The following is a 19,162-nucleotide window of genomic DNA, read 5'->3' on the forward strand; positions in this document are numbered from 1 at the left end:
AACAGCAGGTGCCCAAGCAGCCAAATTTATTTAAAAAGACCATTAACATTAACAATTAGCAAAGCCTGTAAAATTAGTTTTATGGCTAATTATGCAGGTTTTTTCAATGCATTTGTCAAAACTAGTAGGAAAACAGAACATGTGAGGTAAATATGCAGTTTTTTGATATATACCCGGAAAATTTCTTTGCGGTTTTCAGTTCGCTAAATAAAAGAATATATATAGAAGCATTGTTTGTGATTAGACATGCCTACCAGCACACACCTGTAATATCCAAGGAAGACCTGGTAAGCAGCCTAATTGCTAACCTGGAGAACCAGATTCTAGCTTTAGAAGAAGAGGACGGAGTTTTATCCTTGGAGGATAATTTATCTGGAAGGGCCCATTTTCTAATTAGAAAATTTTTAGAAACTGGCTGGCTGGAAAGGGAACAGGATAGTCAAAGCTTTACTGAACAATTTGTGGTGCCGGTATATGCCAGCAAGCTCCTTAATCTATTTCATGATTTAGTTAGCGGCAAAACCACAGAATATAATGGTTTTGTATACTCGGCCTACTCTATTCTCAAGACAGCTGATCTAGAACGGGAAGAATATATGTATGATGGCTTACGCCAGGCCCACCAGTTAACGGAGAATCTAGAAAACGCTTTACGGGAACTGCTGGCGAACTTGAGATTTTACCACCACAGGCTTCAAGAACAGGTGGAAGTGAGCGAGATCCTGGCTGAGCACTTTGATGTATTTCGCCAGAAAATTTCAGACAGAATCTATCATCCATTAAAGACCTTTGACAGTGTTCCTAGATTTAAAAACAGGATTTTAAAGATCCTTAAAAACTGGCTTACAGAGGCGAAGCTCATAGATGATATGGCTAAAACCGCCAATAAAAGGGGCTATGACCTGGATATAGATGTTTGCCGTCAAAAGGTAATAGTCATGATAGGAGAAATAATTGATACTTATGAAGGCATTGATCAGCTGTTAAAATCCATAGACAAGAAAAATACAAGATACACCAGGGCATCTGTGGAAAGGATGCAGTACTTTATTAACACTGACAGGGATTTAAAGGGCAAGCTGGTGGAAATCCTTAAAAAATTACCTGACATCAAGGACACAGAAGGAGATGGTAAGATATCAGAATTAAATATGGGTTTACCCTTATTCCAACAGGTATATATAGATGAGGATTCAATGTATACAGAGCCTCAAAAGAGAAGGGATCACATTCCTCGCAAGGCCAATTTACAAAGCACCATTAATAAAGAGGAATTGCAGGCAGAAATGGATGAGTTTAAAAAGAGGCTAGAGAAGACATATTCCCATCATAAGGTGGTTGATTATATTATGGAACAATTAGCCCAACAGGGTATACTTAGGGCCAGGGATTTGCAGCTTGGAACTGATGATGATTTTATCAAGCTTATTTTAGCTTGTATCAAAAATGATGAAGAAGATATTCCCTTTAAAATTGATTTTAAGGATGACTATCTGTTTATAAACGGTTACCGTATACCCAACCTTTTAATTGCCAGGAAGGAGGAGATTTCCTGATGTGGTCTGAGCAGTGGGAGAAGCTGAGTGAAAAAGATAAAGAGGAGTTTACCAGGGTTATTAACCTTCTATTAAATAAAACATTTATTCTAAGAGATGAGTATGACAGCAAGGCAAAAAGCATGGCAATCAATAGAGACTTTCGATTTATTGAAAGAAACTACTCCCTTGTCGAGGAGTATTTAAAAATTGCCGGCTGGCATGTACAAAATGACGCTTACAGGGGTGTAATGGCTGTCTATAACAGGTTTGGAACCAACCGTTATAGACTAGATAAGTACACTACCTATTTTTTATATATTTTAAGACTCATCTACGAGGAAAGCCAGGAAAAGGGTTCATTATCCAAACAATGTACCACTACTGTAGGGGAACTGGTGGAAAAAATGTTTCACCTTGGACTTATAGAAAAGAAGCCACCTGATAGTGCCTTAAGAGAAGGTTTGGGTACGTTAAAACGGTTCAATATTATTGAAAAGATTGATGGAGATTGGACTAAAGCTGATACCAGGTTATTGATCTATCCCAGCATCAGCTTATTAGTAACCAATGAGAAAATAAGTAGTTTATATGATGGTTTAACGAAGGAAGGTGAAGATGTTGAAGCTAATGACCAGGATGTTGTTGATTAACTGGCACTATATTAAATATCAGGTTATAGAATTTTCTAATATAAACTTTTTAACAGGGAAAAATGGAGCTGGAAAATCTACAATTATTGATGCCCTGCAGCTGGTATTGCTTGGTGACACCAGCGGCTATTATTTTAACAAGGCAGCCAATGATAAATCTCAACGTTCCTTAAAAGGTTATTTAAGGGGAGAGGTGGCAGAGGATGAGGATACCAACACAGTATATTTGCGAAATGATGACTTTTCCAGCTATCTGGTTCTGGAGTTCCACGACCAGAAGATCAACAAATACTTCTGTTTAGGGATTGTTTTTGACTCTTATGGTGATGGAAGTCATGACCATCAATTCTTTTACTTGAATGACAAATTACCTGACAGCCATTTTATTGATCAGGGTACTGAGCTTAATCGCAAAGCCCTTAAAGCCTTTTTTTTAAACAACTATGCCAGGGGTCAATACGAATTTTTTGAAAGCAATAACAGGTATCAAGAGGTTGCCCTGGGAAAACTAGGACAAATAAATAAAAAATTTTTTCGCTTGTTAAAAAAGGCTGTGCCTTTTTCGCCCATTATGGATATAAAAGGTTTTATAAGTGAGTTTGTATGTGATGTGGAAAATAAAATTGATATAACTGACATGCAGGAAAATATACGATATTACAAACAGCTTGAACATGACCTGGAAATAGTGAAGAAGAAGATTGAAATATTGAAGGATATTAGAACCCAGTATGATTCCTATAATGAAGAGCTGCAGAGATTAAAGATTCAAACTTATCTAGTTGATCGCGCCATGGAAGAACAACTCCAGGAGGAAATTAATGTTTCTCTTGAAAGCATCAAGGCTTTAAAAGAAAAAATTGCAGCAGCCAGGGATCAGTTGGATACTAAAGAGCTTGAGCTTACTTCTCTAAATCATAAAAGAGATCAACTAGTTGAACGTAAAATCAAATCAAAGGAATATAGTGAAAAAAGGGAATTGGAAGACAGGATAAAAGCCCTGGAAAAAGAACTTGAAGAAATAGAACAGAACAAAAATAGTCTTACTCAAATTGTTAAGAGCATTTATTATACATGGAAAGAGATAGATAGTTGGTGTCAGGACAATTTAAAGGACATGCCTTCCATTGAGGAAGAGTTGAAAAATCTGTTAAATATAGCAGGGGGAAGTTTTAATTTAATTACCAGGGAATCTTTATCTGCTTTAAAAGAAATCTTCCAGGAATATCTAAATAAAATAAATGATTACCATGCTGTTAAGAAAAGAGAACTAGATGATTTACAACAGGAAATTGCAAAGCTTAGTGATGAGATAAAGAATCTTAAGCACGGTATAAAGGCCTTTCCGCCTGCAGTTGTGGAACTAAAAAGCTTAATTTCTCAAAGGCTTACTGCAAAGTATGACAAAGCCATTGGCCCCCAGATCTTTGCAGATTTACTAGAGATTAAATCTGACAGATGGCGAAATGCTATAGAGGGGTACTTGAATACCCAGAAATTTTATCTAATTATTGAACCCCAATATTTTGTCGAAGCATTAAAAATCTATGATGAATTTAAGCTTACCCATAAAATATATGATGTGGGTCTTGTTGATATTGAAAAAATCATGGACAGAAACCCCAGGAGTAAGGTTGATAGTCTGGCTGAGGAGATAGAAACTCCCAATACCTATGCCAGGGCTTATGCAAATTACCTTCTTGGTCATGTCATAAAATGTGATAAGGTAGAAAACCTTCGTAATTACAAGACGGCAATTACACCAAGCTGCATGCTTTACCACAATTACGTGGCACGTCAGATAAACCCTGCACGCTATGAGACACCTTATATTGGGCAAAGGGCCATTGCTGATCAGCTAAGAATAAAAGAAGAACGGTTTAAAGAGGTTTCAAAGACAAGTACTGGCTTAGAGCAGCTGGTCCACAAATTAGCTCAAATGAGAAACACAAGCAATATAAATGATGAAAACATAAGGAGCATGCTGCAAGGCAAAGATATTATTGATAGGCTGCCTGTAGTAAAGAAAGACTGGGAAGAAGCCACGAGAAGGCTGGGCTCATTAGACTTAAGCCATCTGTTTAAACTGGAGGAAGAATTAGAAAAAACAGAACAAAATATAGCTATTGTAAACAAGCAGATACGGCAGTTGGAGAACTCCCAGGGAAAATATTCAAATGAAAAGGAACAAAAGGAAAAAAGCATTCCCAATTTAGAATTCAATTTAAGGGCTAAACAGGATTTCATTAAAAACAAATATGATGCATCCTGGATTGATGGAGTGGGTGAGCCCAGATTCCAGCAGGAATTAAAACAGGGTAAGGATCCGGCAAATATAATCAATAACTTCACTACAGCAGTTAAGGGTACCCAGAGCCGTATTGATAATAAATGGAATGCCCTGCTTAACAAAAGAGCAGTTTACAATCGAGATCATAACGGGGGATTTGATATAAACTCTCCAAACAATAATGCATATAATCAAGAGTTAAAATCGCTGGAAGAAACCTTACTGGTAGATTATGAAGAGAAAATAAGGGATGCTAAAGAAAAGGCCCAGCAGCAGTTCAAAGAAGATTTTATCAGCAAGCTAAAGAAAAATATTGATGATGCACAGGAACAAATTGATGATTTGAATAAAGCCCTCAAGGATGTACCCTTTGGTAGGGATAAATACAGATTTAAAGTTATACCAAGTGCCCAGTACAGAAAATATTATGACATGATTACTGATGACATGCTTTTAGAAGGCTTGACCCTTTTTTCAAGCGCTTTTCAGAGCAAATATCAGGATATTGTTGAGGAGCTTTTCCGTCAGATTATTGACGTTGATGAAGGCCTGATAAGTGCAGACAGAAGAGAGGAGCTCAACAAAAACCTGGACAAATTTACTGATTATCGAACATATCTGGACTTTGATTTGGTGGTAACTGATGATAGAGGTATGGAATCCAGACTGTCTAGAGTAATGGCTAAAAAGTCGGGTGGGGAAACCCAAACTCCCTTTTATATTTCTGTTTTAGCTTCTTTTGTTCAGTTATACAGGATAAAAAACAAAAATCAGGACAATACAGTAAGAATAATTGTTTTTGATGAAGCTTATAGCAAAATGGATCACCAGCGCATTAAAGAAAGTATAAATTTAATCCGCAAGCTCGATCTCCAGGTAATCCTTTCTGCTCCAACAGAAAAGATTGGGGATATAGCTCCCCTTGTTGACAGGAATCTTTGTGTTACAAGGATAAAAAGTGAAACTATTATAAAAGCATTTGACCCCAAAGAAATTAGAGAGATGGGGGCTTGAAATGGATTTTAAAGCTCATATTTTAAATTCTTTGTTGGATAAATATGAAAACAGCCTTCATTACCAGGGGAAAGCAAAAATAAATAGAAAGATAACCTTTAGCATTAACCAAAAAAGCCTTCCCTGGTACTATGATGGTGAGCAGCCTCACTTAAAGAAAGCTATTCATCAGATAGTTGACCAATTATCCAGCCAGGGTATCATATTTTATAAATGGCTGCCTTATGAAAAGGGCAACCTGTTAGATTGTGTGTGGCTAAACCTTGAAAAGATAGAGCTAGCTTATAAAGCAGTTGTAAGAATTCCCAAAAGAGATCAGGTAAGGGAGGCAGTACTGGAATTAGAAGATATGCTGTCTGTTATCAAGCTTAGGTGGCTTAGGGATTTCATAATGGACTGCCTTGAAGAGTTAAAAGAGAAACAGAACTTTCCCTTGCTGCTCCCATTGCAAAAAGTACAAAGGGATTTGTTATTTAGAACCTTTAAAGGCCTGGAAGATAAAAATGATGCAGTTATTTTGGAGAGGATATTTAGTATTAAATATCTTGGTCATAGTAAAGCTTTTCAAAAGGAAGTAAAGAGGCTCTTAACAAAGATAGCAAATCAATATTTAATTAAAAGTCCTGACTACACTGAGGACGAGATAATTGCGGAATTAGGTATTGAGAAGAATTCAGAAGAAATACTGGTATGGGGTCCAATAAGCTTGCAATATGGTGACACCATAATTGATTACTCAAAGATTCCCTTTGGTGGTGTTATTGATGCCAAGTATTTGCAGGACATTAGCATTTCCATGACCAATGTTTCAAAGGTAATCACCGTGGAAAACAAAACAAATTTTCATTACATGGTTGCTCAAGGGGATGATGAAGCTTCAAGAAATTCTCAACTCTTGATATATGTTGGTGGATTTCCAGGCCCAAAAAAAAGACAGCTTTTAGAAAAGCTGTATAATATGAACCCAGCTATTTCCTTTTATCACTGGGGAGATATTGATTTGGGAGGATTCAAGATATTTAATATATTAAGTAAGGTAATACCAATATTAGAACCTCTTTTCATGGATGAGGATACCCTGTTGAAATATAAGGATTATTGTGATGAAATAGACAATAGATATATAAAACAGTTGGAGATACTAATGAAAAATGAGAACTATAAAACATTCTGGCCAGTTATTAAAATAATGATAAGAAAAAAGATTCGTCTAGAACAGGAAGCCCTCTTAACTGAGGATAAGCTGGGAATCTAGGTTACAAAAGATTCCAAGAGTAAATAATAAGATAATCTACATGTACCCATATATTTTACGAATGTGGCCATCACACGCAGGTACTCTAAAAAATTCTAAAGGAGAATTAGTATGGAAAAGGTGTTTGTAAGACAGCTTGTACGGGACACTAGTAGATATGCCAATAAAGAAGTGAGGCTTGAGGGTTGGATAAGAAGCAACAGGGATCAAAAATCCTTTGGATTTATCTCTTTAAATGACGGTACTCATTTCAATACTATACAAGTAGTGTATGAAAAGAATATGCTGTCTAATTATGATGAGGTGGCAAGGTTGAGGGTGGGCTCAGCTGTGCAGGTTAAGGGGTTATTGGCAGAAACTCCCCAGGCTAAACAGCCTTTTGAAATCAAGGCTGCAGAAATAATCTTAGAGGGCGATTCACCTGAGGACTATCCTATACAACCCAAAAGACATACCAGGGAGTTTTTACGAGAGGTGGCACACCTGCGTCCCAGGACTAATCTCTTTACAGCTGTATTTAGGGTAAGATCAATTCTTGCTTTTGCTGTCCATAGATTCTTCCAGGAAAAAGGTTTTATCTATGTTAACTCACCAATTATTACAGCAAGTGATGCCGAGGGTGCTGGGGAAATGTTCAGGGTCACTACTTTAGATCCAAAAAAACCACCCCTTACAGAGGATGGGCAGGTAGATTTTTCAAAGGATTTTTTTGCAAGGAAAACAAATCTGACAGTTAGCGGCCAGTTAGAAGCAGAAGTTTTTGCCCTGGCCTTTAGAGACGTATACACCTTTGGCCCGACCTTTAGGGCTGAAAACTCAAATACAGCCAGACATGCAGCAGAGTTCTGGATGATAGAACCTGAAATTGCCTTTGCTGACCTGCAGGATAACATGCGATTAGCAGAGGAAATGATGAAATACATAATTTCTTATGTTTTAGAAAATGCCAGGGAAGAAATGGAATTTTTTAATGAATTTGTGGAAAAGGGTTTAAAAGAAAAATTACAAAAGATAATAAACTCGGAGTTTGCACAAATCTCCTATGGAGAGGCTATAAAAATTCTTCAAGAATCAGAACAGGAATTTGAATATCCTGCAGAATGGGGCAAGGATTTACAAACTGAACATGAAAGATACCTGACAGAAATGGCATTTAAAAAGCCTGTCTTTGTAATAAACTATCCAAAGGAGATCAAGGCATTTTATATGCGGCTTAATGATGATGGGAAAACTGTTGCTGCAATGGACCTTCTAGTTCCAGGAGTGGGTGAAATAATTGGCGGCAGTCAAAGAGAAGAGAGATTAGAAGTATTAGAAAATAGAATGAAAGAATTTAATATTGAAAAAGAAGAGCTGTGGTGGTATCTGGACCTGAGAAAATATGGAGGAGTGAAGCATGCTGGTTTTGGGTTAGGATTTGAAAGGGCTTTAATGTATATAACAGGAGTAAGCAACATTAGAGATGTTGTGCCATTTCCAAGAACAGTAAAATCCTGTCACTTTTAATGAAATTGGTTTTTAAAGACTACATACAAAAAATCTAAGATGTGGTATTATAATGTTGTTTTTAATGAAACAGACAAGGCATAGGAAGTGATTAAATTGACAAGCAGCAATGTAACTCGTCTGGAAATGGACGGTAGAGAAATAATCCTTATAGGCACAGCCCATGTTTCCAAAAAAAGTGCTGATGAGGTTGAAGAAATAATACAGCAGGAGCAGCCTGATACAGTTTGTGTAGAACTATGCCAGGCTAGATACCAGGGCATTACGGACGCCGACAGATGGAAAAATACAGATATAGTCAAGATTATTAAGGAAGGAAAGGCCTTAATACTGTTGATTAACTTAATATTGTCATCATATCAGAAGAGATTAGCAAGGCAGTTTGGTATTCAGCCAGGGCAGGAGATGATTCAGGGGATTAAATCTGCCCAGGAGATAGGAGCCACCCTTTGCCTGGCTGACCGGGATCTTCATACTACCATGCGACGGCTTTGGAGAAGATTAGGCTTCATAGGAAAGATGAAGCTTTTCTTTCAGCTTATGATGAGCATGTTTGTTAATGAGGAAATTAGTGAAGAAGAATTAGAGAAAATGAAGAGCCAGGATATGCTAACCTCTGCATTAGATGAATTATCCAAGTCCTTTCCAGAATTCAAATCCATTGTCATTGACGAAAGGGACAAGTATCTAGCACAGAAAATAAAGGATGCACCAGGAAGCAAAATTGTTGCAGTATTAGGAGCAGGCCATGTACCAGGTATTAAAGATGAATTGTTTAAAGATAATGATTTAGAGGATCTTTCTAAGGTTCCACCCCCTTCCAAAGTAATGAAGGTAATAGCATGGAGCATACCTGTTATAATTATTGCCATAATTGCTTCTACCTTTTCTGTTGACAGGTCCGCAGGGGTCGATCAAATGATTAGCTGGATTCTTTGGAATGGTTCATTAGGTGCTTTAGGTACTCTCCTAGCCTTCGGGCATCCATTTTCCATTCTAACTGCTTTTGTTGTAGCACCCATTAGCTCTCTTAGCCCCCTCTTGGCGGCAGGCTGGTTTGCTGGTCTAACTGAAGCCCTGGTAAGGAAACCAAGTGTTAAAGATTTTGAGAGTTTATCTGAGGATGTACACTCTATAAAGGGCTTTTGGCGCAATAAGGTAACTCATATTCTTTTAGTAGTTGTCTTTGCTAACCTAGGCAGTACTCTTGGTACTGTAATTGGCGGAGCAGATGTTATAAGACATTTTATTAATACATTCTTTGGTTAATTAACTAAAGAATGTATTTTTCCTTTACACTATCAGAAAGTATAAGTTCCACAAGGTAGATAGTATTCACAAAGACTAAGGCTTCCGCCGACGTCAGAAGACTTGGCGCCCTAAAGGACTGGTATTTCTACGCATTAAAAATGCTAGAACTACTGGCGCAAGCCAAGTTTTGTTTTATATAAAAATTTAGCATATTCCAAAAGGTTTACATATGACTTATGTATGGTGTTCATATCATATGCCTTGTAAAAAGAGACCTTACTTGATAAACAGTTGTTTTCAATAAACCATAAATGGTCCCTTTTGTCCAGGCCAATGTCTATTGAAAGTTCTCCAGTAGGACCATAATATTGCTCCAGGCAATTATATATAATCTTTAATAATTTGCTTATTCTGTTTTTAAGAATGATAACTGCTTCATCTGAGTACTTCATATAGCTTTTAAAAAAGGCTTCAAATTTTATGCTGGCAGCATGGGTCGTTATTGGTGCATTTTTATTACCAATACGAAGTGAAAGGGCTGCTATAACAATATCTCCATGACCATTCTTTTGCAGCTCGGCTCTCATATCTACAATACTATTATCTATTTCAACTAAATCAATAGCCTCCTGAATAAGGAAGCTCCTTTTCCCATAAAACTTCTGGACTTCATTAACAAGGTTGTTAAAATCATCAGTTTTAATAATATGGAGCCTATTAATATAATACTTAATTTCATAACCTCCTAAAGGCAGCTTGGAAATGCTCAGTACGCCTCTTCCAAGACTACTCTGGCATTCTTTTAAATAGACCTTTGAATACATTTTGAGCATTTTTTTAAGGTCATCAGGTGTACTATAGTAGATTGTGTCTGGTAAATGAGGTCCTATGCTTTTGTTCTGTGATAAATAATTATAGACTTCCCATTTGTTAAAGGTGAACAAGTAGTTTAAAGTCCTGATATCTCGCCTTTCCAACTGTTTTAAAAAGACATTATTTAATTTGTGCTCTTTTTTTGTGCCATATGATTTATAAACTACGTCAGGATAGGGGAGTTTGTGACGTTCCCATCTACCCAAGACTTTATTATAAGCAATTCCATATACTAAATTTTCATGTAGGTCATTTATAGAGAAAAAGTAGATGGTAGTTTTGGCTTCTTCATTAGCCCTGAGCAGACATAAATGCTTTTTCAAAGGTTCTTGCCTTTCGATCAGCTTGGCAGCATGATTATCTTTAATAAGTATCCCTACAATAGGTCTAGCATAAGTTTTTGATAAGCAATAACCATCATTCATTTAAAATTCACCTTTCCCTCACTTACCATTTATAGTATGTTAAAATGGATTAAACCAAGTAATTAATCGTCTTACCAGTATTTTATTATGTACAATGCTCCCTGGTGTCAATATTTTGATTTTAAAGTGGCAGGTGTGGAAGGTGAAGGTTGACAGGTTAATATCTATTTTAATTCTCTTGTTACGGAGACAAAGGGTCCAGGCCAGAGAACTTGCCGGGATGTTTGAGGTTTCAGTAAGAACTATACTTAGAGATGTTGAGACGCTAAATCTAGCAGGAATTCCAGTAGTGACCTATCAAGGAGTAAACGGCGGTATAGGGCTTGCTGAAGGCTATCGGCTTGATAGGAGTATCCTTACCTCTGATGATATGGCCGCAATAATAACATCTCTAAGGGGACTTACTGGAACTATACCTGATACCAGGCATGATGTGCTGGTAGAGAAACTTAAGAATACCCTTACCCAATCCCAGCTCGAGGGGCTCATGAGAAAGTCCAATCAGTTGATAATTGATTATGAACCCTGGGGAGAATCTGTTTTTTTAAGAAAAAAGTTAGCCGATATTCGCAGTGCTATTGAAAATGGTAGGAAGATTCAGTTTGCATATTCTGATTCAACCAGTCGGAAAACTAATCGTAAGGTGGAGCCATATTCTCTCGTTTTAAAGGGACAGAACTGGTATTTATACGCCTGGTGTATGCTGAGAAGTGACTTCAGACTGTTCAAGATTTCAAGAATTAAAGAGATGGTTATATTAGAAACAGGGTTTGAACCGCGGGATTTGCCCATGGATCACAGGAATTGGGAAAGGCAGTGGCAGAAGACTGATAAGATGATTAGATTAGAGCTTATTTTTGAATCAGATATGGAAGAAAATATAGAAGAGTATTTTGGAAATGATTATACTATTACTGAGAAGGGTAAGATCAGGCTTTACTTGGAGCTTCCAGAAAACACCTGGTTATATGGTTTCTTGCTAAGCTTTGGTGATAGGGTTGAGGTTATTAATCCCCCTCATATCCGTTCCATTATTACGTCAACAGCGGAAAAAATTTGTAATATATATAAACAACCATGACATACTGTTGTCATGGTTATAATTGTATAATGGAGAAAAAAGCTAAGGAGGCAGTATTTATGGAATACAAATTTGAAATATTTAAGCAAGAAGCTCAACCTGTATTATCAATTCGTAAAAGAACATCAGTTGACAAATTATCTGATGAAATAGGCAAGGCCTATGGAGTAATAATGGAGTATATGAATGAAGTGGGAGAGCAGCCACTTGAAGCACCCTTTGTTGCATATTATAACTTGGACATGAGTGATTTAGATGTGGAAATGGGGTTTCCAGTCTCAAAGCCTATTGCTGGAAGGGGAGACATAAACCAGAGTAAGATCCCAGCAAGCAGGTGTGTTTCTTATCTTTACAAGGGGCCTTATAATGGAATGGAACCCGTTTACAATGCCATGACACAGTGGATTGCCGAACAAGGTTACACACCCACGGGAATTGCATATGAATACTACTTTAATTCCCCTAATGAGGTGCCAGAAAGTGAACTACTGACTAAAATAGTATTTCCTCTTAAATAAAGTAATAAGCAATAAATTGTAGAAAGTGGGTGAAAGGTGCTAATGTGTGATTTAATTCAGGATCCAACCCATACTCCCACCTTTGATGAAATATCCAGTTATATAAATAATACGGCAAGGGCACTTTGGGAGGATATGAATACCTTTATTAAGAATACCTATAAAGCAGCAACTAGAATTACGTACAGTAAATGCTCAGCCAAGCCCGGGTGGAATGTAAAATACCAGAAATCAGGCAAGTCCCTCTGCACCCTTTATCCAGAGAAAGAGTCCTTTGTTGTTCTTGTAGTTATAAAAACAGACCTAACAGAAGCGGTGGAGGCCATGCAGGTAGACTATCAACCAGAGGTTTTAGAAATTGTTAGGACTGCCAAGCCCTTTAATGGGACATTGTGGCTGATGATACCAGTAGTGTCAGAGAAGGTATTGGAAAATGTCAAGCAGCTTTTGCTCCTCAAGCATGGAGTTAACACCAGATTTTGAGATTAAAAGACCATTATTACAGGCTAACCCTAATGGGGAAGAAATCCTACCATTAGGGTCTATTTTTTAGCCATAAAGTGCATCAAAAACTTCATAATCAGGGTATTTACAGCAATAGCCATGGCTATTGTACCTGCAGCAAGCATGGCATGGGTTCCAGTTTGTACAGCGGCAGTGTAGTCATTTTGCACAGCAAACTGCATTGTTTTATAAAGACCTAAACCTGGAACTAGAGGAATCACTGCAATGGTTATAAAAGTGGTAGTGGCCATTTTCATTACCCTTGCTGCTATTTCACTTAAGGCTGCCATTACAAAAGTACCAAGAAAATATCCTGTAAGGCCTGCCCCTATTATGGTATTGGAGAGCATAAACACCAGGTATCCAATACCTGCTATGCTTGCTGTAACAAGAACTGAGCGCCTGGGTACATTAAACAAGAAGGAAAAAAACAAGGCAGCCAGAAACGCATAGAAAACTTGTTGGACCATTATAGACTAAAGCCTCCCCCCATTAATAACCATGTTTTTAGAACAATCATTACACCTACTGCCAGGGCAACGGCCACAATTAAAGCCTCAGTACCACGGGCAATCCCTGAAACCAGATCACCTCTCATGGAATCCCGGATAGCATTAGTCATTGCCAGTCCAGGTAATAATGGCATTATTCCACCACTGATGATAAGCTCGAGGTTGCCCGTGGAGAAGATCTGAGTTGCTGCTATGGCTATTAAGGCAGTGATAATACCTCCTGTTAAGCTAATAATAAAATGAAACATGTCCTCCCTTTTGAAAAAGAAAGCTGCAAGCTGAACTATTGCGCCGCTAAATGCTGCAATAGAAAAATCAAAAAGACCACCACCAAAAAGCAGGGTAAAAAAGCCAGCCGACAAACCTGCAGCCAATGTGGGATATAACCTTTTTTCCGGTGAAGCGGCCAGCATGTCCTCTAACTGCAGTATTGCTTGATCTAAGGTTATGATGCCGGATGTAATCTGCCGAGAAATGGTATTGGCAGAGTTTACCTTTGCAAGATCTACAGTGCGTTTTTTTACCCTTTTTATGACTGTATGGTTATTAGAAACACCATTTAAGGACACGGAGATAAATACACCTGTAGGAATAACAATTGCTTCAACCTCTTTAAAGCTGAAGCTTTGGCAGATGCGCATAATTGTATCCTCAACCCGATAGGTTTCAGCACCATTTTCCAACATAATTTGGGAAATGAGCTTGGCTGTCTTTAATATTTTGTTTATATCCATCTCAGTACTGGATTTCAAAGGTTTCAAAAGAATGCCACCTTTTAAATTGTATACAAATATTCTTCCATAACTTTACCATGAAATCACTTCTTCTGCCACTACTGCTTTATGTATACTAGAAAAGCAAGTTATAGGCAAGACATTTTAACTTATGGGAGGTATAACCACAGGTTGAAGAATATCTAATTTTAATTATTGAACAAATACCCAGGTGTATAACAAAAAATTATCATTAGTTAATAAATTATAAGGTTCACAGGCTTATAAAAGCCATGTGAACTTTTATTTTTCTATAATATGGGAGATTTAAATTCTAAACTCTTACATACATATATTATTAATCCCACAATTATTAATTGCCTGGGTCAGGGTGACCTCTAATAAGGTTTAACTAAAAAGGGGAGGTTGAAAAAAGTATGGTAGAGTTTTCAGAGATAATTAAGAAGAGCAGGGAAGAGAGAAGAAAGGATAAATTTAAAGGTACTTTTTTAGACTATCTTGAGATATTAAAAGAGGATCCATCTATATGTAAGCTAGCCCATAAAAGAATGTATGACATTATCATGAGCAAAGAGGTAGAGGTGATTAATACCAATGAAAATCCAAGATTAAGAAGAATTTATGGAAATACAGTTATTAAAAAATACAATATATTCAAAGCTGATTTTTTTGGTATAGATAAAACTCTAATGGAAATAGTTAAGTATTTTCATTCAGCAGCCATGGAAGGAGAGGAATCTCGTCAGGTTTTGTATCTTGTAGGTCCTGTAGGTGCTGGAAAATCATCCTTAATGGAAGCCTTTAAAAAAGCTCTGGAAATGAGTGAGCCTATATATGCAATAAAGGGCTGTCCCATTAGAGAAGAACCACTCCATCTTCTTCCTAGACATTTAAGAGAGAAGTTTGAAGAACTTTTAGGTATAAGAATTGAAGGAGATTTATGTCCTGTCTGCAGGTATAGGTTAATAACTGACTATAATGGGGAATTTGAAAGATTTCCTGTGGAGACAGTAGAATTCAGCATACGTGGCCGTAAAGGCATTGGGGTAGTGCCGCCGGTTGATCCCAATAATCAAGATACTTCGGTGCTCATTGGATCTGTGGATATTTCAAAGCTAGATCTATACCCAGAGGATGATCCCAGGGTCATGTCCCTGAATGGTGCTTTTAATGTAGGAAATAGAGGAATTGTTGAGTTTATTGAAGTTTTTAAAAATGAGATTGAATATTTGCATGCAATGATTACGGCTACTCAGGAAAAGAGCATTCCATCTCCAGGAAAGGGTTCCATGATTTATTTTGATGGTATAATTCTAGCCCACTCTAATGAGGCAGAGTGGAATAAATTTAAGGCAGATCATACCAATGAAGCAATACTGGATAGGATTGTGAAAATAGAGGTTCCCTATTGCCTTGAGCTTGCTGAAGAAATAAAGATTTACAAAAAGATTATTAAAAAAAGCAGATTTAGTGCCCACATTGCACCCCATACCATTGAAGCCGCTTCCATGTTTGCCATATTAACAAGACTTGCTCCTTCGGCAAAGGTGGACCCCCTTACAAAGCTCAAAATATATAATGGAGAAGAGATTGTAGAAAAGGGCAGCACCAAGAAAGTGGATATTATGGAGTTAAGAGAAGAAGCACCTAGGGAGGGAATGGCTGGCATATCTACAAGATTTATAATGAAAGCTTTGGATATTGCCATGACAGAATCGGAGCATAACTGTATTAATCCCATAGGTGTTCTTGAAGTATTGATAAAATCTGTAAAGAATCTAGCTATACGAGATGATGACAAGAAAAAATATTTGAACTTTCTACAGGATACAATTAAAAAAGAGTATCATAAGATACTTGAAAAGGAAGTTACTAAAGCCTTTATACATGGCTATAGAGAGCAGGCCGAGGATTTATTTAATAATTATTTGGACCATGCAGAAGCATATGTAAACAAAACTAAAATTAAAGACAAGAGCACCGGGGAAGAACTGCAGCCAGATGAGAAATTTTTAAGGTCCATTGAAGAGCAAATAAATATACCTGATAGTGCAGCAAAGGGCTTTAGACAGGATGTTACCACCTATATGTTTTATGTTATGAGAAGTGGCGGGAAAATAGATTATGCCAGCTATGAGCCTTTAAAAGAGGCTATTGAATCTAAATTAACAGTATCAGTTAAAGAATTGAGCAGAGTTATAACCCGCAGCAAGGTACGTGACGAGGAGCAAAATCAAAAATATAATGCCATGGTTGAAGAAATGAAAAGAAATGGTTATTGTGACCATTGCTGCAACGTTATCCTAAAATATGCTGCAAACAACCTGTGGAAGGATTAATCAGCTGAATTGGGGGGAGGGAAAAGGTGACTATATTTAGGGAGTTTGACAGTAGTGGACGTGATCGGTCTGCAGAGGATAGACGACGCCACAGACAGCTGGTGGAGGACTCTATTAAGAAAAATATAGGCAATATTATTGCGGAAGAGAGTATTATTGGTCAGAGTAAAGATAAGAAAATAAAAATTCCCATTAAAGGAATCAAGGAATACAAATTTGTATATGGAAAAAACAAGCCCGGGGTTGGTTCTGGGGATGGCAGCGAAAAAAGGGGAGATATAGTTGGGCGGGAAGAAATAGAAAATGGAGGTTCAGGTAAGGATCAGGCGGGCAATGTTGAAGGTGAAGATGTATTTGAAACTGAGGTAACTATTGAAGAATTAATTAATTATCTTTTTGAAGATCTAAATCTCCCTAATCTTCAGCGAAAGAGATTTAATGAGATTGAGGTTGAGAAAAGTTTTAAGAAGCTGGGTTACCAAAGAAAAGGTATCAGGCCACGCCTGGCAAAAAAGAAATCAGTAATGGAAAAGATTAAAAGAGAGAAATCCTTTCAAAGGATAAAAAAAGAGGACCCAGAGCTATTTGAACAAAATCCCCCAAATGAAAGATTTCCCTTCAAAGAAGATGATTTAAGGTTCTTTCGTATAAGACAGGATGTAAGGAGAGAAACAAATGCTGTAGTAATATGCATAATGGACACCTCAGGTTCAATGACAATGACAAAAAAATATCTTGCCAGGAGTTTTTACTTCCTGCTATATCAATTTGTAAGACTGAAGTATGTTAATGTTGAAATAGTCTTTATTGCTCATACAACTACAGCTAAAGAGGTAAATGAGGAGGAATTCTTTCATAGAATGGAGTCTGGCGGTACCTTTATAAGCAGTGGATATGAAAAGGCCCTTGAAATCATTGAGCAGAGGTATAATCCAGAAGTATGGAACATATATGCTTTCCACTGCAGTGATGGAGACAACTGGGGTGAGGATAATCAAAAGGCAATTGAAGCTGCTCAAAAGCTCTGCGATAAATGCAATCTCTTTGGATATGGTCAGATTATGACAGGATACTTTTTCAGCTCAATTAAAGCCGTCTTGGCTTCAAAGGTAATCAGTCCAAACTTTGCAATCGTAACTATTTCTAAAAAGGAGGATATTGTTCCAGCTCTTAAACAGCTTTTAGAAAAGGAAAGAGAGCTTCTGGAATAATAATTGCCATGGAATATACAATTGAAGAATTGGAAATGTGGGATGAAAGAATAAGGAGAGTAGTTTACCAGGAGGGATTAGACTGTTATCCCCAGGAATTTGAGATATGCAGCTATGAAGATATGCTGAGCTATGAGGCTTATATTGGAATGCCTTCCCATTACCCTCACTGGAGTTATGGAAAGGCCTATGAACGAAGAAAGACTTTTTACAGGTATAATTTGCAGGGCCTGCCTTATGAAATGGTGATAAATTCCAACCCGTGTATTGCGTACTTGATGCGGGATAATACCCTTCTTCTGCAAATTTTTACAGTTGCCCATGTATATGGACACAATGATTTCTTTAAAAACAACAACCTATTTGCGCTGGGAACAAGAGCACATAATATAATACAAAAATTTAAAAACCATGCCGACAGAATTAGAGGCTACATTAGAGATCCCAGCATAGGTTATCAACGGGTAGAAAGAATTTTAGATGCAGCACATGCAATAAGGTTTCAGACAAAAAGGGTAATAGGAGAAAAAAGGCTTTCAGAGGATGAACAGAAAAAGAGAATCCTGGATAATTACTATTTACAAACAACAAGGGAAGGTCCGTTAGATGATAAGAAGGAGCTCCCTTTCCCTGATTTAAGCAAAGTACCTTTAGAGCCTACAGAGTGCCTCCTGGGATTTTTAGTTGAACATGGGAAGCTAGAGGATTGGGAAAAGGACATAATGCAGATAGTTATTGATGAAACAGAATATTTTATTCCTCAGATTGAAACAAAAATCATGAATGAGGGCTGGGCAAGTTATTGGCACTATAAAATACTAAATCAACTTGGGCTTCCCGATCACCTGCACCTTGAATTTTTAAGCAGGCATAACCAGGTTATAAGGCCGCTACAGGGTGCAATAAACCCCTATTATATGGGTTTTAAAATTTTCTTAGACCTTGAAGAAAAGCATGGAAAACAAAAGATATTTGAAGTTCGAAAATTAGATAGGGACCAATCATTTATTCGCAGATACCTTACAGAAGAACTATGCAGAGAAATGAATCTCTATCAATTTAAAAAAAGGGGAGTAAACTATGTTGTAGAGGAGGTTGCTGACGAAAGGGGCTGGAAGGAAATAAGGGACACCATTGCCAATGATGCCGGCATGGGCTTTTTCCCAAGTATAAAAGTCATGGAAGTTGATAATAAAGATAATTCTCTAATGCTGCTCCATGAATATGACGGCAGGGAGCTTGAATTAACTTATGCACAGGAAACCTTAAAGTACCTTGTCACTTTATGGGGCGGAAAGGTAAAATTAAAAACGGTAATGAATACACTTAACAAAACAATTATCTGTGACGGGGACAAAAAAGTTACAATAAATAACGAACAGATATAAAGCAGGCCGATGCCCTGCTTTATATCTGGAAAATCAAGCCAACCTGAACAAAAAAACTGTAGGCCGCTTAAAT

Annotated in this window: 15 protein-coding genes; 12 read left to right on the top strand and 3 right to left on the bottom strand. The window is 37.3% G+C overall.

Annotated elements, in window-relative coordinates:
• The first annotated feature begins 152 nt into the window (after positions 1-152).
• The 6 genes from K364_RS0112160 (at position 153) to K364_RS0112185 (ending at position 9,522) form a co-directional block, all read left to right on the top strand.
• Positions 153-1,556, top strand: coding sequence for a Wadjet anti-phage system protein JetA family protein (locus K364_RS0112160; protein WP_028308245.1), 1,404 nt, complete (start codon positions 153-155; stop codon positions 1,554-1,556).
• Positions 1,556-2,188 carry a DUF4194 domain-containing protein gene (locus K364_RS0112165; protein WP_028308246.1) on the top strand — a complete coding sequence of 211 codons (633 nt, stop codon included), beginning with the start codon at positions 1,556-1,558 and terminating at the stop codon, positions 2,186-2,188. Before K364_RS0112160 ends, K364_RS0112165 begins: the two co-directional genes overlap by 1 nt.
• Positions 2,154-5,492: an ATP-binding protein gene (locus K364_RS23945; protein ID WP_035269209.1), complete on the top strand. Its 3,339-nt coding sequence runs from the start codon at positions 2,154-2,156 to the stop codon at positions 5,490-5,492. The genes K364_RS0112165 and K364_RS23945 overlap by 35 nt, the downstream gene beginning before the upstream one ends.
• A 1-nt stretch (position 5,493) precedes the next feature.
• Positions 5,494-6,747, top strand: a complete 1,254-nt coding sequence (locus K364_RS0112175; RefSeq protein ID WP_028308247.1) for a DUF2220 domain-containing protein — start codon at positions 5,494-5,496, stop codon at positions 6,745-6,747.
• 111 nt (positions 6,748-6,858) lie between these two features.
• Positions 6,859-8,253 carry an asparagine--tRNA ligase gene (gene asnS / locus K364_RS0112180; protein ID WP_028308248.1) on the top strand — a complete coding sequence of 465 codons (1,395 nt, stop codon included), beginning with the start codon at positions 6,859-6,861 and terminating at the stop codon, positions 8,251-8,253.
• A 96-nt stretch (positions 8,254-8,349) separates the two neighbouring features.
• The gene (locus K364_RS0112185; protein ID WP_028308249.1) at positions 8,350-9,522 is read left to right on the top strand and encodes a TraB/GumN family protein; all 1,173 of its coding nucleotides are present in this window, start codon (positions 8,350-8,352) and stop codon (positions 9,520-9,522) included.
• 149 nt (positions 9,523-9,671) lie between these two features.
• On the opposite strand, the gene K364_RS0112190 is transcribed toward K364_RS0112185, so the two are convergent.
• Entirely contained in the window at positions 9,672-10,802 is a 1,131-nt protein-coding gene (locus K364_RS0112190; RefSeq protein ID WP_028308250.1) for a YheC/YheD family endospore coat-associated protein, read from the bottom strand.
• A 142-nt stretch (positions 10,803-10,944) separates the two neighbouring features.
• On the opposite strand from K364_RS0112190, the gene K364_RS0112195 reads away from it, so the two are divergent.
• From K364_RS0112195 to K364_RS0112205, 3 genes are read left to right on the top strand one after another with little or no spacing between them, the layout of a single operon-like run.
• Positions 10,945-11,883 (top strand): helix-turn-helix transcriptional regulator, encoded by a 939-nt coding sequence (locus tag K364_RS0112195; protein ID WP_028308251.1) that lies wholly within the window; start codon positions 10,945-10,947, stop codon positions 11,881-11,883.
• 59 nt (positions 11,884-11,942) lie between these two features.
• Positions 11,943-12,401 carry a GyrI-like domain-containing protein gene (locus K364_RS0112200; protein WP_028308252.1) on the top strand — a complete coding sequence of 153 codons (459 nt, stop codon included), beginning with the start codon at positions 11,943-11,945 and terminating at the stop codon, positions 12,399-12,401.
• 42 nt (positions 12,402-12,443) lie between these two features.
• On the top strand, positions 12,444-12,884 hold the full coding sequence (locus tag K364_RS0112205; RefSeq protein ID WP_028308253.1) for a DUF3788 domain-containing protein: 441 nt from the start codon (positions 12,444-12,446) through the stop codon (positions 12,882-12,884).
• 59 nt (positions 12,885-12,943) lie between these two features.
• Here the strand turns inward: K364_RS0112205 and K364_RS0112210 are convergent, their stop codons facing one another.
• Together K364_RS0112210 and K364_RS0112215 are read right to left on the bottom strand one after the other, a co-directional pair.
• Positions 12,944-13,375, bottom strand: coding sequence for a threonine/serine exporter family protein (locus K364_RS0112210; protein WP_035269213.1), 432 nt, complete (start codon positions 13,373-13,375; stop codon positions 12,944-12,946).
• A complete protein-coding gene (locus K364_RS0112215) occupies positions 13,375-14,178 on the bottom strand; it encodes a threonine/serine exporter family protein (RefSeq protein ID WP_084295823.1) in 804 nt (267 codons plus the stop codon). Before K364_RS0112215 ends, K364_RS0112210 begins: the two co-directional genes overlap by 1 nt.
• 389 nt (positions 14,179-14,567) lie before the next feature.
• Between K364_RS0112215 and K364_RS0112220 the strand changes: the two genes are divergently transcribed.
• From K364_RS0112220 to K364_RS0112230, 3 genes are read left to right on the top strand one after another with little or no spacing between them, the layout of a single operon-like run.
• A complete protein-coding gene (locus tag K364_RS0112220; RefSeq protein WP_028308256.1) occupies positions 14,568-16,490 on the top strand; it encodes a PrkA family serine protein kinase in 1,923 nt (640 codons plus the stop codon).
• 26 nt (positions 16,491-16,516) lie between these two features.
• Positions 16,517-17,701 (top strand): sporulation protein YhbH, encoded by a 1,185-nt coding sequence (gene yhbH, locus K364_RS0112225; protein WP_028308257.1) that lies wholly within the window; start codon positions 16,517-16,519, stop codon positions 17,699-17,701.
• 8 nt (positions 17,702-17,709) lie between these two features.
• Positions 17,710-19,089, top strand: a complete 1,380-nt coding sequence (locus K364_RS0112230; RefSeq protein ID WP_028308258.1) for a SpoVR family protein — start codon at positions 17,710-17,712, stop codon at positions 19,087-19,089.
• The last annotated feature ends 73 nt before the right edge of the window (positions 19,090-19,162 follow it).

Source organism: Desulfitibacter alkalitolerans DSM 16504, from assembly GCF_000620305.1.
GTDB classification, from domain to species: domain Bacteria; phylum Bacillota; class DSM-16504; order Desulfitibacterales; family Desulfitibacteraceae; genus Desulfitibacter; species Desulfitibacter alkalitolerans.